At 63.8% G+C, this 14,852-nt stretch carries 14 protein-coding genes and 1 pseudogene; 12 read left to right on the top strand and 3 right to left on the bottom strand.

What is annotated here, in order from left to right; genetic code table 11:
* Window positions 1-34: 34 nt before the first annotated feature.
* The 6 genes from EOA33_RS01190 to EOA33_RS01165 all read left to right on the top strand — a co-directional run bounded on the left by EOA33_RS01190 (window position 35) and on the right by EOA33_RS01165 (window position 6,495).
* Window positions 35-526: an Lrp/AsnC family transcriptional regulator gene (locus tag EOA33_RS01190; protein ID WP_126056199.1), complete on the top strand. Its 492-nt coding sequence runs from the start codon at window positions 35-37 to the stop codon at window positions 524-526.
* Window positions 527-786: 260 nt separating this feature from the next.
* Window positions 787-2,280 carry an NAD-dependent succinate-semialdehyde dehydrogenase gene (locus EOA33_RS01185; protein WP_127404773.1) on the top strand — a complete coding sequence of 498 codons (1,494 nt, stop codon included), beginning with the start codon at window positions 787-789 and terminating at the stop codon, window positions 2,278-2,280.
* A gap of 36 nt (window positions 2,281-2,316) precedes the next feature.
* On the top strand, window positions 2,317-3,696 hold the full coding sequence (locus EOA33_RS01180) for an aspartate aminotransferase family protein (RefSeq protein WP_127404772.1): 1,380 nt from the start codon (window positions 2,317-2,319) through the stop codon (window positions 3,694-3,696).
* Between the two features lie 8 nt (window positions 3,697-3,704).
* Complete coding sequence (locus EOA33_RS01175; RefSeq protein ID WP_127404771.1) at window positions 3,705-4,856, top strand: alcohol dehydrogenase family protein; 1,152 nt, start codon at window positions 3,705-3,707, stop codon at window positions 4,854-4,856.
* Window positions 4,857-5,033: 177 nt separating this feature from the next.
* Entirely contained in the window at window positions 5,034-5,198 is a 165-nt protein-coding gene (locus EOA33_RS01170; protein ID WP_126056203.1) for a DUF3309 family protein, read from the top strand.
* 82 nt (window positions 5,199-5,280) lie between these two features.
* Window positions 5,281-6,495 (top strand): FAD-binding oxidoreductase, encoded by a 1,215-nt coding sequence (locus EOA33_RS01165; protein WP_127404770.1) that lies wholly within the window; start codon window positions 5,281-5,283, stop codon window positions 6,493-6,495.
* A 50-nt stretch (window positions 6,496-6,545) separates the two neighbouring features.
* Here the strand turns inward: EOA33_RS01165 and EOA33_RS01160 are convergent, their stop codons facing one another.
* From EOA33_RS01160 to EOA33_RS01150, 3 genes are all read right to left on the bottom strand, one after another.
* Window positions 6,546-7,154 carry an isochorismatase family cysteine hydrolase gene (locus tag EOA33_RS01160; RefSeq protein ID WP_127404769.1) on the bottom strand — a complete coding sequence of 203 codons (609 nt, stop codon included), beginning with the start codon at window positions 7,152-7,154 and terminating at the stop codon, window positions 6,546-6,548.
* A gap of 87 nt (window positions 7,155-7,241) precedes the next feature.
* Window positions 7,242-7,625 carry a DUF427 domain-containing protein gene (locus EOA33_RS01155; protein WP_245482190.1) on the bottom strand — a complete coding sequence of 128 codons (384 nt, stop codon included), beginning with the start codon at window positions 7,623-7,625 and terminating at the stop codon, window positions 7,242-7,244.
* Between the two features lie 233 nt (window positions 7,626-7,858).
* A complete protein-coding gene (locus EOA33_RS01150; protein ID WP_127404767.1) occupies window positions 7,859-8,842 on the bottom strand; it encodes a YihY/virulence factor BrkB family protein in 984 nt (327 codons plus the stop codon).
* A gap of 382 nt (window positions 8,843-9,224) precedes the next feature.
* Between EOA33_RS01150 and EOA33_RS01145 the strand changes: the two genes are divergently transcribed.
* The 6 genes and pseudogenes from EOA33_RS01145 to EOA33_RS40160 form a co-directional block, all read left to right on the top strand.
* Entirely contained in the window at window positions 9,225-10,190 is a 966-nt protein-coding gene (locus EOA33_RS01145; protein WP_127404782.1) for a hypothetical protein, read from the top strand.
* Between the two features lie 68 nt (window positions 10,191-10,258).
* Complete coding sequence (gene nadA, locus EOA33_RS01140; protein ID WP_189362953.1) at window positions 10,259-11,233, top strand: quinolinate synthase NadA; 975 nt, start codon at window positions 10,259-10,261, stop codon at window positions 11,231-11,233.
* Window positions 11,230-12,765 (top strand): L-aspartate oxidase, encoded by a 1,536-nt coding sequence (locus EOA33_RS01135; RefSeq protein WP_126056209.1) that lies wholly within the window; start codon window positions 11,230-11,232, stop codon window positions 12,763-12,765. The genes nadA and EOA33_RS01135 overlap by 4 nt, the downstream gene beginning before the upstream one ends.
* The gene (gene nadC / locus EOA33_RS01130) at window positions 12,765-13,619 is read left to right on the top strand and encodes a carboxylating nicotinate-nucleotide diphosphorylase (protein ID WP_126059215.1); all 855 of its coding nucleotides are present in this window, start codon (window positions 12,765-12,767) and stop codon (window positions 13,617-13,619) included. Before EOA33_RS01135 ends, nadC begins: the two co-directional genes overlap by 1 nt.
* Window positions 13,620-13,680: 61 nt before the next feature.
* Window positions 13,681-14,682, top strand: a complete 1,002-nt coding sequence (bioB, locus tag EOA33_RS01125; protein WP_126056210.1) for a biotin synthase BioB — start codon at window positions 13,681-13,683, stop codon at window positions 14,680-14,682.
* A pseudogene (locus EOA33_RS40160) lies at window positions 14,679-14,852 on the top strand (8-amino-7-oxononanoate synthase); the annotation flags it as partial. The gene bioB and the pseudogene EOA33_RS40160, both read left to right, overlap by 4 nt.

Raw genomic sequence — 14,852 nt, 5'->3', positions numbered from 1 at the left:
CGCCATGGTGGCGGGCAGCAAAAGGTGGACGCCGATGGCCGCAGCGAAACTCGATCCGATCGACCTCAAAATCCTCGACGCCATCCAGCGCGACGGGCGCATCACCAAGCTGGCCCTGGCCGACAAGGTCGGCCTGTCGCCGACGCCCTGCTGGATGCGGCTGCGCAAGCTGGAAAAGGCCGGCATCGTGGCCGGCTACCATGCCTCGATCGCCATGCGCACGATCGCGCCGGTGGCGACCGTGCTGATGGAGGTGACGCTAGCCAGCCACCGCCAGGCCGATTTTGACCGCTTCGAGCGCGTCATCCGCGACATCCCCGAGATCGTTGCCTGCTGGTCGGTCGGCGGCGGCGTTGACTACGTGCTGAAGGTGATGGCGCGCGACATCGATGCCTATCAGCGACTGGTCGACGCCCTGCTTGAGCGCGAGATCGGAATCGACCGCTACTTCACCTACATCGTCACCAAGACAGTGAAGGAGGGGACCGTGCTGCCGGTGGCGGATTTGTTGCCGGGGCAAGGGTGAGGGCTCAGCAAGGCCCCCTCATCCGCCGCTTCGCGGCCACCTTCTCCCCGAGGGGAGAGGTCGGATTGCCCCGATTGCCCTCGCAATTCGGTTGGCAATCCGGGTGAGGGCCTCTGTCTCAGTTGCGGTGGCTAGAGAGATCGCCCTGCTCTCCCGGCGAATAGAGACAATCTCTCTACCTGCGGCTGCCGAAACAGCCTCTCTGTCTCGGCCACGGGGCTAGTTTCTCCACATCGCCTTGGCACCCGGAGACCTGATCGATGTCCGCGCATCTTGCTTGCACGAACCGCCATGAAGCGCTCGACCGGCTTGCCGACCGTCGGCTGCTGCGTGCGCTCGCCTATGTCGACGGCCATTGGACGGCGAGCGAGGCGGCGGAAAGTTTCGAGGTGACCGATCCCGCGACCGGCGCCACCATCGCCTTCATTGCCGCGCTAGATTCCGGGCAGACGACAGAGGCGATCGATGCCGCGTCCCGCGCCTTTCCCGCCTGGCGGGCATTGCTACCGCAGGAGCGCTCGAAGATTTTGCGAAAATGGTTCGAGCTGATCATTGCCGCCAAAGAGGATCTGGCGCTGCTTATGACGCTCGAACAAGGCAAGCCGCTGAAGGAGTCGCTCGGCGAGATCGACTATGCCGCCTCCTTCGTCGAGTGGTACGCCGAGGAAGCTAAACGCCTCAACGCCGAAAACGTCACCAGCCATCTGCCGGGCGCCGAGATGATGGTCCGGCGCGAGCCGCTCGGCGTCGTCGGCGTCGTCACGCCGTGGAATTTTCCATCGGCTATGCTCACCCGCAAGGCGGCCGCCGCCCTTGCCGCCGGCTGCACCATCGTCGCGCACCCCTCCTCAGAAACGCCGCTGTCGGCGCTGGCGCTGGCCGAACTCGGCGAGCGTGCCGGTCTTCCCGCCGGTGTCTTCAACGTCGTCACCGGCAATGCCCGCGCAATCGTCGGGCGGATGTGCGAGGATGTCCGCGTGCGCGCCATGAGCTTCACCGGCTCGACCGAAATCGGCCGGCTGATCGCCGCGCAAAGTGCGCCGACCATGAAGCGACTGATCATGGAGCTCGGCGGCCATGCACCGCTGATCGTGTTCGACGACGCCGATATCGACAAAGCGGTTGCGATCGCGCTGGACGCCAAATTCGCCACCTCCGGCCAGGATTGCCTGGCCGCCAACCGGATCTATGTGCAGCGGCCGCTCTATGACCGCTTCTGCGCCGCGTTCGCCCACCGCATCGAGCGGCTCCGCACCGGCAATGGGCTTTCTGGCGAGGCCGATATCGGTCCGCTGATGCATGAGCGCGCCGTCAAGAAGGTGGAGGAGCAGGTGGCCGATGCACTCGCGCGCGGGGCGCGGTGTCTCGCCGGCGGCAAGCGCCACGCCGCCGGCCCGCTGTTCTACCAGCCGACGCTGCTTGTCGACGTGCCGGACGAAGCCCTGATCATGCGCGACGAAACCTTCGGCCCGGTCGCCGCGGTGACGCCCTTCGACGACGAGGCAGAGGTCGTCGCCCGCGCCAACGCCACCGAATATGGGCTCGTCGCCTATGTCGTGACCGAAAGCGGCGCCCGGCAGGCGCGCATGGGCCGTGCGCTGGATTACGGCATGGTCGCCATCAACCGGGTGAAGATCACCGGCGCGCCGATCCCGTTCGGCGGCGTCAAGCAGTCCGGCATCGGCCGCGAAGGCTCGCGCCACGGATCAGAGGCCTTTACCGACCTAAAATACCTGTGTCTCGATGTGGCCTAGGACCGCCCGGACCGCCGTCCTCAAGGAGTGAAAAAGATGCTTGAACAATCCAACGAACTCTCAGCCTGGGACCGTGACCACTTCTTCCATCCCTCGACCCATATGGGCACTCATGCGCGGGGCGAATCGCCGGCTCGCGTCATGGCCGGCGGCGAGGGCGTCACCGTCTGGGACAACAATGGCAAGAAAAGCATCGACGCCTTCGCCGGGCTCTATTGCGTCAATGTCGGTTATGGCCGCCAGAAGATCGCCGATGCCATTGCCACCCAGGCAAAGAGCCTCGCCTACTATCACGCCTATGTCGGCCACGGCACGGAGGCTTCGATCACCTTGGCCAAGATGATCGTCGACCGCGCGCCCGAGGGCATGTCGAGGGTGTATTTCGGGCTCTCCGGCTCGGACGCCAACGAGACCAACATCAAGCTGATCTGGTATTACAACAACGTGCTCGGCCGGCCGGAGAAGAAGAAGATCATCTCGCGCTGGCGCGGCTATCACGGCTCGGGCGTGATGACGGGCTCGCTGACCGGGCTCGACCTGTTCCACAACGCCTTCGACCTGCCGCGCGCGCCGATCCTGCACACCGAGGCGCCCTACTATTTCCGCCGCGCCGACCGCTCGCAGAGCGAGGAGCAGTTCTCGCAATATTGCGCCGACAAGCTGGAAGAAATGATCCTCGCCGAAGGTCCGGAGACGGTCGCGGCCCTCATCGGCGAGCCGATCCTCGGCACCGGCGGCATCGTGCCGCCGCCGGCCGGTTACTGGGAAAAGATCCAGGCGGTGCTGAAGAAGTACGACGTGCTGCTCGTCGCCGACGACGTGGTGACCGGCTTCGGCAGGCTCGGCACGATGTTCGGCTCCCACCATTACGGTATCAAGCCGGACCTAATCACCATCGCCAAGGGCCTGACCTCTGCCTATGCGCCACTCTCCGGCGTCATCGTCTCCGACAAGGTCTGGCAGGTGCTGGTCAAAGGCTCCGACAAGCTCGGCTCGCTCGGCCATGGCTGGACCTATTCGGCGCATCCGATCTGCGTTGCCGCGGGCGTCGCCAATCTCGAACTGATCGACGAGATGGACCTGGTCAGGAACGCCGGCGAGACCGGCGCCTATTTCCGCGCCGAGCTTGCCAAGGCGGTCGGCGGCCACAAACATGTCGGGGAGGTGCGTGGCGACGGGATGCTGGCGGCGATCGAATTCGTCAAGGACCGCGACGACCGCGCCTTCTTCGATCCGGCGCTGAAAGTGGGGCCGCAGATCGCCACGGCACTCGCCGCAAGCGGCGTCCTCGGCCGCGCCATGCCGCAGGGCGACATCCTCGGCTTCGCGCCGCCGCTCTGCCTGACGCGCGAGGAAGCCGACACGGTGGTGGCGAAGACAGCGGACGCGGTGAACGCCGTGTTTGCCAGCCTCTGAGACGGGGGATGAATGGCATGACCAGAACCATTCCAGCCACCATGGCCGCCGTGCAGCTCACCGGCCATGGCGGTCCGGAAAAGCTCGTCTACCGCACCGATGTGAAGGTGCCCGCGCCGGCCGCCGGCGAAGTGCTGGTCAAGGTCAGCGCCTGCGGCATGAACAACACCGATGTCTGGGTGCGGCAGGGCGCCTATGGCACGGAAGAGGATGCGGCGGCGGTGTCGACCTGGCGCCGGCAGGGCAACACGCTTGTTTTCCCGCGCATCCAGGGCACCGACACGGTGGGGACCATCGCCGCCGTCGGCGACGGCGTCTCGCCCGACCGTATCGGCGAGCGGGTGATGGTCGATTTTTCCATCTACAACCGCGACGACAATTCGCTGGCCGACATCGACTATATGGGCCATGGCCGCGACGGCGGTTACGCCGAATATCAGACCTTGCCGGCCGAGAACGCGCATGTCGTCGACACCGATATGAGCGACGTCGAGCTCGCCACCTTCTGCTGCGCATATCTGACCGGCGAGCAGATGCTGGAGCGCGCGGCACTGAAAGCCGGCGAACTTGTGCTGGTCACCGGCGCTTCCGGCGGCGTCGGCTCGGGTATCGTGCAGTTGGCGCGGGCGCGCGGCGCCATCCCCTATGCCATTGTCGGCAAGGGCAAGGAGCAGGCGGTGCTCGATATCGGCGCCGAAAAGGTGATCACGCGCGGGGTGGCCGACCTGCCGGCCGCCGTTAGCGAAGCGACGGGCGGAAAACCGATCGACGTGGTCGCCGACCTTGTCGGCGGCGCCATCTTCAACGACCTGTTGCGCATCCTGCGGCCCGAGGGGCGCTACACCACGGCTGGCGCCATCGCCGGTCCAGTGGTGCAGTTGGATCTCCGTACCATGTACCTGAAGCAGCTGCAGCTGCACGGCTCGAGCCAGGGCACGCGGGCGGATTTTCGCCGCATCGTCCGCTACATCGAAGACAAGAAGATTCGGCCGCTGGTCGGTGGCGTCTACAAACTGTCTGACTTCCACCGCGCGCAGACGGATTTCGTGGCGAAGGACTTTGTCGGCAAGCTTGTCGTGGTGCCGGACGCGATGTGGAACCGCGGCGAAGATCACTGGTCGGGGACCGAACCGAGATCAGCTCAAATTGCAATTGAATAGTGTCATCTTGAGTCATCGCAGACTGACGCCATTCTCTGCCTCAGCGCAACGAGGCGACAACAGACAAACCCAAGGTAATGAGTCCTCCCGGGAACAGTAGCGCTGTTTTCGAGTTGATAGTCTGATCAACCAGTAGCTGTTTTGCAGGATGCACGACAGGGCGAACGGGAGAGTTCCATGGGTCTCGGCACAATTCTGATAGTTCTGCTAATTCTTGTTTTGCTTGGCGGCTTCAGCGGCCTCGGCGGCGGTCCGTTTTACGGCACCGGTTATTACGGCGGCGGCGGCCTTGGGTTGGTATTGCTGATCGTCATCATCCTGGTTGTGCTCGGCCGCCTCTAGCGCCGCTGAGGCAGACATAGCGTTGCCCGCTGATCGAGCAGCGATCGGCGGGCAATTGGCGATGGCGACCGCGGAGGGAGCATTGGGCCGCAAACTCGACCTCAGAAGCGGCCGGCCGGTCTGGTTCGCCTATCGCGCGCCGCCCGTCCGAGTGGGAAAGCTGACACGAGACGTAAAGAGCGAAGTGCTGGTCGTCGGCATGGGCATCAGCGGCGCCATGATGGCGGAGGCGCTGACGCGTGCGGGCCATGAAGTGATGTGCATCGATCGACGCGGCCCGGTTCTCGGATCAACCTCGGCGACGACGGCGCTGGTGCAGTTCGAACTTGATCAACCGCTGGTCAAACTTTCCGCCATCAAGGGTAAGCTCGACGCCGCGCGCGCATGGCGGCGCTCGCGCTTGGCGGTGATCAACCTTCGCGGGCGGATCGCCGAACTCGGCATCGACTGCACCCTCGCCGACCCGCCTTCACTCTATCTGGCGGGCAACATGCTTGGTCCGGCGGAATTGCGCACCGAAAGCAACGCACGCCGGCAGGCCGGGATTGCCGCGACTTATCTGACCCGCCAGGCTCTGGCCGACAGTTTCGGAATCGATCGCGCAGCAGCCATCCTCAGCCACGACAACATTGCGCTCGATCCGCGCAAGCTCACAGCCGGATTGTTGCTGCGGGCTTTGGGGCGGAAGGCACGTCTTTATGCGCCAGTGCAAGCGACCGAGATCGAGCACGGTCGCGATCAGGTTGTTGTCAAAACCAGTCTCGGTCCGACGATCTCGGCGCGACATCTGGTGCTGGCAACCGGCTATGAGTTGACCGACATCATTCCGGCGACCGCGCACAGCATCGTTTCAACCTGGGCGATCGCCACGAACCGCCAGCCCCAAGGCCTATGGCCTGCGACTGCTCTGCTATGGGAGGCATCGGAGCCGTATCTTTACGTTCGGACAACGGCAGACGGCCGGGTCATTTGTGGTGGTGAGGACGAGGATTTCACCGATGAGGAGCATCGCGACGCAATGATCGCCGAAAAGGCCCAGCGCCTGGCGGCCAAGCTGGGCCATCTGTTGCCAAAGCTGGACACCAGACCGGAATTTGCATGGACCGGCTCCTTCGGCACCACGACCTCCGGCCTGCCCTATATAGGCGCCCTGCCCCGCTTCCCACGCATTCACGCCGTGATGGGCTATGGCGGCAACGGCATCACCTTCTCGCAGATCGCTTCTGAGATGGTTTCATCTGCGATTGGCGGCCTCCAGGACATCGATTCCGAGCTTTTTGCATTCCGCGGCTGCTAGATCGACAGGCGAGAGCGCCGAAGGCCAGGACTACCTCCTGGGTGACTGAACTAGGTCCACTCCGACAGGATTGTCTCCATCTCCACTGTCTCGACCTGCTGCGCAAATCGTTGATGATAGACCGTTAGCAGCGCGTCGTGAGTGGCATCCGAAGTGCTGCACAGAGCGTCCGTCACCAGCACCACCCGGTAGCCGAAATCAATGGCGCCGAGAACGGTTGCCAGCACGCAGACGTCGGTCTCGCCGCCGGTGATCACCAGCGTGTCGATCCTATGCTGCGCGAGAAAGTTACTGAGCCTGCCCTCGAACCAGGGCGAATAGATGTGCTTGTCGAGAACGGTTGCCGGCGGAGAGTGCCGCATCAGCGAAGGCAGAAGCTCAATCATTTCCGGGTCGAGCTCGGACATGGTCATCGACGCCCATCGGTCATAGTAGCGCTTCCACGTGCCCACCCCCTGCCCCGGCCTCTGTGCAGGCAGGAAGCGGGTAAAGATGGTTTGCGCCGCATGCCTTGCGACCAGCGTTTCGATGAGGGGCAGGACGCGGGCCATCCACGGCGTCGCCCAGGGCGATGGCTCCGCGAACAAGCGCTGCATGTCGACGCAGAGATGGACGCAACTGCTGCCCAATGGTCCGTAGGTCAATCCATGCGCTGACATTGAGGACCTCTTCGGTCCGACCTCTTTCCGACACGACGCCTGGTTAGGCCTTGCAGGCTTGCGTGCCGCTTCTTTGCGTCGCTGCAGCTATTCGGGGAGGTGCGGCGTATGCTGTTTGTCCTCGGCCGGATCGGCGTCGATGCGCGCCTTGTGCGGATCGAAAACGCCGTGCCGAGCGATAGCCAAGGCGGCTGTCTCAGGCGTCTCATAGGCCCTCATGAAATTGTCGGCGGATGCACCGGCGGCATGAACGCGCCAATAGCTGGCCGTGCCCCATGGAGAATCCGAGGTGGTGTTCGTTTTCTCGAAGAGCTCGAAATAGATATCCTCGAACGGGATGTAGAAGACCGGATTTCGCCCATCTTCATAAAGCAGCTTTGCCCGCTCGCTGGACGCAACGATGGCGTCTGAAAACCTGACCGTCACTGTGCCGTCAAAGGGCACGATGGCAGGGGCGGTCGGAAAATGCATGGAACTCGCCGGTGAGGTTTGCATTCTCGTACTCCTTGACTGCGTGTTCATGGAAACGTTGCTCAGCCATGGCAGTTCCGGCCAAGCGCGCAATTGGCGCAAACCTTTTCGACCCCGACGGTAGACCGTCAGGGCTCGCCCTTGGAGTTCATGATTTGAATGGCGGGCGCGACCACCCGCCACGGCAGGTGGGCTTTGCCCTGAACTGAGCCGGAGACGTCCAGCCCAGCGCGTTAGCGTGAGCGCCAGGGTCGGACAAAAAGCGTCGTCAGAAAACTGCTGAGGACAATCCACGCAGCCACCTCGCGCCCGGATGCCCCAGGCCTGCCCCGCCTGGTGCTTGCGTGGGCCGCCATCACGGGCGCGAGGTCGGGTCGGCTTCCGTGCCTGACAGAATAGGCGCGGGTTATCTCGGCGCCGAATAGGAAGATCTGGGCCGAATAGTAGACCCACAACAGCACGATTATCAGCGCGCCGGCCGCACCATAGGACGTCGCTATCGCACTCGTCCCGATGTACCAGCCGATCAGAGCCTTGCCGATCGTGAACAAAAGCGTGGTAACGAGCGAACCGACGGCGACGTCGCGCCATTGCAACGTCCTGTCAGGCAGGACCTTGTATATTGCCGCAAAGAGCAGTGCGATCAGCACGAAGGAAACCACTGTGTTGATGGCGCTGACTATCAGTTCGCCGAACGGAAGACCTGCATTGATGAGTTCGCCGAGGGCGGAGATTGCCGTGCTCGCAGCCAGCGATACCAGAAGCATGAAGCCGAGGGCGGCGACAAGCCCAAGGCTTGCGGCCCGCGCCCGCACCAATCGCGACAGCGACGTGCCGCCCGGCTTCACCTTCCAGATTTCGTTGAGCGAGAGCTGCATCTCGCCGAAGACGCCCGACGCGGTTACGAGCAACGTCACCAACCCCAATATGGCGGCCAGGGTACTCGATGATCCGCGCGAGGCGGTCTCGATCGTCGCCTGCAGGAGATCGGCGCTCTGCGCGCCCATGACGCCCGATATCTGCGCCGAAAGGGCCAGCCGGGCGGCGTCGTTGCCGAAGACCAGGCCAGCAATCGCCACCACGATCAGCAGGATCGGCGCAAGCGAGGTGGCGGCATAGAAGGCCATCGCCGCACCATGGCTCAGTGCGTTGTCGTTGACGAAGCCGCTGATGGCCTCTTTCAGCAGAACCCAGCCTTCACGAACCCACGCTCGCATCTTCGCTCTGCCGCCACATCTGGGACGCAAAATCGCGCACAGGACAAACCCGGCATGGGCACGATGGTTCCTTTGGGCATTGTTTCACCGAGCGCCCGACCTGCCCAGAAAGATGCTTCCGTGTTCGTGGAAGATGTGTTGCGCTAATCCTCTGTTTGTTCCCTTCGGCCAGCCGATTCGCACGCCCTAGCACCGCTGGCGCCGCAAGCCGCTCGATGATTTCAGGGTCGATCGCTTCAATCCCGCCCAGGTGCAATGAACTCGGCGGTCGAAAGCCTCGATTGGGATCTGCGTGGTGAACGTTGACGGGCAGCGTGCGGCAGTTCACCTTCGCGCGGATTGCCTGTCCAAGGCGCGTTGTTTTTCGGACCCTTCGCACCCTATGCAAAACAAGACTACGCAGGCGACAAGGCAGGCCACAAGCGCCAATCAGAGCCAGGCCGTCGGCGCGGATCTGATCGCTGTCGTCATTGCCGTAACCGCTGGCGAGCCACGTGTCCTGACCATTGAGCAAGCTCAAGCCTTGCCGTCCGGCCCTTTTGAGTTCGGCCATCGTTCCCTGCAGTCAGGCCTGAGGGCATGGGTGGAGCGGCAGACAAGCCATCCGCTGGGCTATATAGAACAGCTCTACACCTTTGCCGACCGCGACCGGACCGGCGACGAGCGTGTGCAGATCTCGATCAGCTATCTCGGCCTGACAAGAGAAGAGCAGGCCGAACGGTCGCCAACGCATGGCTGGCGAGGCTGGTATGACTATTTTCCCTGGGAGGATCACCGTGCGGGCGTGCCACCTATCGTGCCCGATGTGCTCATCCCTCGACTTTTGGCCTGGGCCGACGGCACGGATAATCTGAGCATACGCCGCGATCGCCGGCAGCGCGTGGCGTATGCCTTCGGCCTGGATGATCGCGGCTGGAACGAGGAGCTTGCTCTGCAGCGTTACGAACTGCTGTATGAGGCCGCCCTGGTGCCGGAGGCCACACGCGGCCGGGACAATGGCATTTCGCCGGCCATTCCCGGCCGGCCAATGACTGCCGACCATCGCCGCATTCTGGCGACCGGGATCGCCAGGCTTCGAACCAAGATCAAATACCGCCCCGTCGTGTTCGAGCTAATGCCGCCGGCTTTCACGCTCCTGCAGTTGCAGCGAACCGTTGAAGCGCTCGCAGGCCGGCTCGTGCACAAACAGAATTTCCGGCGCCTTATCGAACAGCAGGATCTGGTCGAGGAGACCGGGGAGACGATGTCGGACACAGGCGGGCGTCCGGCGAAGCGTTTCCGTTTCCGTCAGGCGGTTCTGGCGGAACGAGCTGTCGCGGGGACAAAATTGCCACTTTCACGCGCTTGACATTCCTTATGCTCAAGTTAAGCATATGCCTCAGTTATACTCAATTCGAGCATAATTGGAGACAGGGTATGTTCAACGCCTCCGCGCGCACGGCCGCGCTCTACGAACGCGTGCGCCGGGTCATCCCACCGATCGAATGGACCGCCTTCGCCGGCGACATCGACGCCATCCTCGACCTGAAGCGGCAGCGAAACGCTGTCATCCTGGCGCACAACTATCAGACGCCGGAGATCTTCCATTGCGTCGCCGATATCGTCGGCGACAGCCTGGCGCTTGCCCGCAAGGCGATATCGGCCGAAGCGGACGTGATTGTGCTGGCCGGCGTGCATTTCATGGCCGAGACGGCAAAGCTGCTCAACCCTGAGAAGACCGTGCTCATTCCAGACCTGCGCGCAGGCTGTTCACTGGCGGACTCCATTACCGCCGAGGATATCCGCCTGCTCAGGCAACGCTACCCCGGCCTGCCGGTCGTCACCTATGTCAACACGTCGGCTGAGGTGAAGGCCGAGTCCGACATCTGTTGCACGTCAGGCAATGCGAAAGCGGTCGTCGAGTCCCTTGGCGTTCCCCGGGTGATCATGCTGCCGGACGAGTATCTGGCCCATAACATCGCCGCCCAGACCGACGTGGAGATCATCGCCTGGAAAGGGCATTGCGAGGTGCATGAGCGCTTCACGCCAGCCGATATCCGCGAGTTGCGCGAAAACCATCCCGGCGTGACGGTGCTCGCGCATCCCGAATGCCCGCCCGATGTGGTGGCCGAGGCCGACTTTTCCGGCTCGACCGCCGCCATGTCCGATTATGTCGAAAGGCAAAAGCCGCCCCGCGTCGTGCTGATGACGGAATGCTCGATGAGCGACAATGTCGCGCTCCAGCATCCCGAGGTCGAATTCATCCGACCCTGCAATCTCTGCCCGCACATGAAGCGGATAACGCTGGCCAGCATCCGCATGGCGCTCGAGCAGAACCGCCATGTCGTCACCATTGAGCCGGAGATTGCCGGGCGCGCGCGGCTGGCCGTCGAGCGGATGCTGGCGGTATGAGCATGGACGTCCGCGACCTCGACGACCGGCCGGTCATCATCGGCGCCGGCATAGCCGGGCTGATGACCGCACTACACTTGGCACCCGAGCCGGTGCTTCTGCTCTCAAGATCGCCGCTTGGCGCGGATGCGTCCAGCGCGTGGGCGCAAGGCGGGCTTGCCGCCAGCATGGGCGATGATGATGACCCGATCCTCCATCTTACCGATACGCTCGCCGCCGGTGACGGCCTTTGCGATGCGGAAGCAGCAAGGCGCATCGTGTACGCTGCGCCCGCCGCGATCGAATATCTGGCACGGTTTGGGGTTCGTTTTGATCGGACGCCGGCAGGCGCCCTTCGTCTCGGACTGGAGGCCGCGCACAGCCGGCGGCGCATCGTTCATGCCGGTGGTGACGGCAGCGGACGAGAGGTCATGCGTGCCCTGGTCGCGGCGGTACGTTCGACGCCGACAATAGAGGTGATCGAGGGCTTCGAAGCGCGCCGGCTGGTGGCGGAGGACGGCAGAATCGCCGGTGTCCTGGCGAGCGGCGCGGCAGGTCCGGTGTTCCTCGCGACGGCACGGGTCGTCCTCGCCACGGGTGGGATCGGTGGCTTGTTCCACGACAGCACCAATCCTCTGGGCAGTTGCGGACAGGGTCTGGCGTTGGCGGCCCGTGCGGGGGCTGTGCTTGCCGATCTGGAATTCGTCCAGTTCCATCCGACCGCGCTTGACGAGCCGAAGCGCCCGATGTCGCTGATCAGCGAAGCCGTTCGCGGCGAAGGCGCAACCTTGGTCGATGAGACGGGCCGGCGGTTTCTCAGCGGCGTGCAAGGAACGGAACTTGCGCCGCGCGACGTGCTGGCGCGTGCCGTCGGGAACCATCTGGCCAGCGGACACCGCGTCTTTCTCGACGTGCGGGAAAGGCCCGGCCCGACATTCGCGCGGCAGTTCCCGACGATCGCATTGGCTTGCAAAGAGGCCGGCATCGATCCGGCGCGTGACCTCATTCCCATCCGACCGGCGCAGCACTACCACATGGGTGGTGTGGCCGTGGATCTGGCCGGCCGCACATCGGTTCAAGGACTTTGGGCTTGCGGCGAAGTCGCCTCGACCGGATTGCATGGCGCCAACAGGCTCGCCAGCAATTCCTTGACCGAGGCGGTGGTCTGCGCACGCTGGGTGGCAGAAAGCCTGCGGGGGATCCCTGCCCGGCGTGCACAGCAAACGTTTGCAAGTGACTCTCCGTCGCCCGATCCGGCAGCAGTGCGCCCTGTCTTGTCGCGCGCGCTCGGTGTTGTACGGAATCGCGAAGGCCTGGAAGCAGCGGCGCGTGCCTTGTTGCCGCTCGCCGAGTGCGCGGATGCTACCTCAGGTCCGGCCGTGGTCGGGCTGATGATCACGATTGCCGCGTTGCAACGTCGGGAAAGTCGCGGCGCCCACCAGCGGACGGATTTTCCCCTTCATGCGGCCGTCGCCCGCCGCTCAGAAATCACCCTGGAGGCCGCCCTGAGGACAGCGCGGGAACTCGAACCTCGGCTGGAATGCCTGACATGATGGACCTCTCGCCACTTCCCACAATCATGTTTGAGCCTCTGGTACGGGCAGCTCTGCTCGAGGACCTTGGCAGGGCCGGCGATTTGACCACGGACGCCATCGTGGCGAATGAACGCCACGTGACGACCGTGCTGGCGGCGCGCCAGCAAGGCGTCGTCGCCGGCCTTGATCTGGCGATGCTTGCCTTCAAGCTGATCGATCCGAATGTCGAGATGACGGTGGAACGCGCGGACGGCAGCGAGGTCGCGCAGGGAGAGGTCATCGCCTCGGTGAGCGGCCCGGCCCGCGCCATTCTCACGGCGGAACGCACGGCGCTCAATTTCCTGGGCCATCTCAGCGGCATAGCCACGGCGACGACATCAATCGTCAATGCGGTCCGGGGGCACAAGGCGAAAATCGTCTGCACCCGCAAGACGACTCCTGGCTTGCGAGCGGTCGAAAAATACGCTGTGCGCGCCGGCGGCGGCGCCAATCACCGCTTCGGCCTCGACGACGCCATCCTGATCAAGGACAACCACATCGCCATCGCCGGCGGAATTCGCCCGGCAATGGAGCGGGCGCGAATGAGCGTCGGCCATCTCGTCAAGGTCGAAGTCGAGGTCGATACGCTGGTCCAGTTGGAAGAGGCCTTGGCGCACGCGCCCGACGCAGTCCTGCTGGACAACATGTCAGTCGATGACTTGCGCAATGCGGTGGCCATGGTGGGTGGCCGGGCGGTCACCGAGGCGTCTGGCAGGATCACCGCCGCGATTGCGCCAGCCGTTGCCGCAACCGGTATCGACCTGATTTCCATCGGCTGGTTGACTCACAGCGCCCCGATCCTCGATATCGGCCTCGATTATCGTGAGCTTTGATCGTCGGACCTGGCCATCTAAAGTCTAGCCGGCTCGCCACAACGCAAGGAACAGGATCGAAATGCACGCAGCGATTTCGGAAAAGACCGCGCCTGAAGTTCAATCCCTCGGCGACCGCCGGGTATGGAGCCTGGAAGAAGCCCAGGCTCTCCACGATGCACCTTTCAACGACCTCTTGTTTCAGGCGCAGACCGTTCACCGCCAGAACTTCGATCCCAACAAGGTCCAGCTCAGCCGACTTCTCAGCATCAAGACGGGCGGCTGTCCGGAGGATTGCGGCTATTGCAGCCAGTCGGCGCACCATGAAAGCGGGCTGAAGGCGTCGAAGCTGATGGAGGTCAGGCGCGTCATCGCTGAAGCGACCAAGGCGCGCGACGCCGGCGCCACCCGCTATTGCATGGGCGCCGCCTGGCGAAATCCCAAGGGGCGCGACATGGATGCGGTCGTGGCGATGGTCGAAGGCGTCAAGGCGCTGGGCATGGAGACCTGCATGACGCTCGGCATGCTCGACCTCGGCCAGGCGCAGCGGCTGAAGGAGGCCGGCCTCGACTACTACAACCACAACATCGACACCTCCGAGCGCTACTACTCAGAGATCATCTCGACCCGGACATTTGCAGACCGCCTGGATACGCTGGCCAATGTCCGCGACAGCGGCATCAAGGTCTGCTGCGGCGGCATTGTCGGCATGGGCGAAGAGCCGGTGGACCGGATCGACATGCTGGTGACATTGGCCAACCTGCCGGAACATCCGGAAAGCGTTCCGATCAACATGCTCATCCCGATCGCCGGCACCCCGCTTGCCGATGCCAGGCCGATCGAGCCGATCGAGTTCGTGCGCGTGATCGCGCTGGCGCGCATCATGATGCCGAAATCGCATGTCCGACTTTCCGCCGGGCGCACCGCCATGACCGACGAGATGCAGGCGCTGTGCTTCTTTGCCGGCGCCAACTCGATCTTCGTCGGCGACACGCTGCTGACGGCGGACAATCCCGGCGAGGACAAAGATACGCTGCTGTTCCGCCGTCTCGGCATCGAGCCGATGGACCTCGAGGCGCAATGAACGAAGCGCCGCTTGCCCGCTATGACGCGACCTTGCGCGGACTGGCGCGCAAGGACCGTCTGCGGACGCTTTCGCCGCGCGCTGGGCTCGATTTCTCGTCGAACGACTATCTCGGGCTCGCCGCCTCCAAAAGACTGGGCGACGCGGTTGCGGCGGCGATCGCGCAGGGC

The organism is Mesorhizobium sp. M4A.F.Ca.ET.050.02.1.1 (assembly GCF_003997725.1).
Lineage (GTDB): Bacteria > Pseudomonadota > Alphaproteobacteria > Rhizobiales > Rhizobiaceae > Mesorhizobium.
Note: the sequence above shows the minus strand (reverse complement) of the source record. Positions and strands in the feature narration are given on the sequence as shown.

Excerpts from the sequence above, each read along its gene's own strand:
- EOA33_RS01185 (WP_127404773.1), top strand. The coding sequence starts at position 787 with ATGTCCGCGCATCTTGCTTGCACGAACCGCCATGAAGCGCTCGACCGG.
- nadC (WP_126059215.1), top strand. The coding sequence starts at position 12,765 with ATGGACCTCTCGCCACTTCCCACAATCATGTTTGAGCCTCTGGTACGG.
- EOA33_RS01150 (WP_127404767.1), bottom strand. The coding sequence starts at position 8,842 with ATGCGAGCGTGGGTTCGTGAAGGCTGGGTTCTGCTGAAAGAGGCCATC.
- EOA33_RS01180 (WP_127404772.1), top strand. The coding sequence starts at position 2,317 with ATGCTTGAACAATCCAACGAACTCTCAGCCTGGGACCGTGACCACTTC.
- EOA33_RS01135 (WP_126056209.1), top strand. The coding sequence starts at position 11,230 with ATGAGCATGGACGTCCGCGACCTCGACGACCGGCCGGTCATCATCGGC.
- EOA33_RS01190 (WP_126056199.1), top strand. The coding sequence starts at position 35 with ATGGCCGCAGCGAAACTCGATCCGATCGACCTCAAAATCCTCGACGCC.
- EOA33_RS01145 (WP_127404782.1), top strand. The coding sequence starts at position 9,225 with ATGCAAAACAAGACTACGCAGGCGACAAGGCAGGCCACAAGCGCCAAT.
- bioB (WP_126056210.1), top strand. The coding sequence starts at position 13,681 with ATGCACGCAGCGATTTCGGAAAAGACCGCGCCTGAAGTTCAATCCCTC.
- EOA33_RS01155 (WP_245482190.1), bottom strand. The coding sequence starts at position 7,625 with ATGCATTTTCCGACCGCCCCTGCCATCGTGCCCTTTGACGGCACAGTG.
- EOA33_RS01175 (WP_127404771.1), top strand. The coding sequence starts at position 3,705 with ATGAATGGCATGACCAGAACCATTCCAGCCACCATGGCCGCCGTGCAG.
- EOA33_RS01170 (WP_126056203.1), top strand. The coding sequence starts at position 5,034 with ATGGGTCTCGGCACAATTCTGATAGTTCTGCTAATTCTTGTTTTGCTT.
- nadA (WP_189362953.1), top strand. The coding sequence starts at position 10,259 with ATGTTCAACGCCTCCGCGCGCACGGCCGCGCTCTACGAACGCGTGCGC.
- EOA33_RS01160 (WP_127404769.1), bottom strand. The coding sequence starts at position 7,154 with ATGTCAGCGCATGGATTGACCTACGGACCATTGGGCAGCAGTTGCGTC.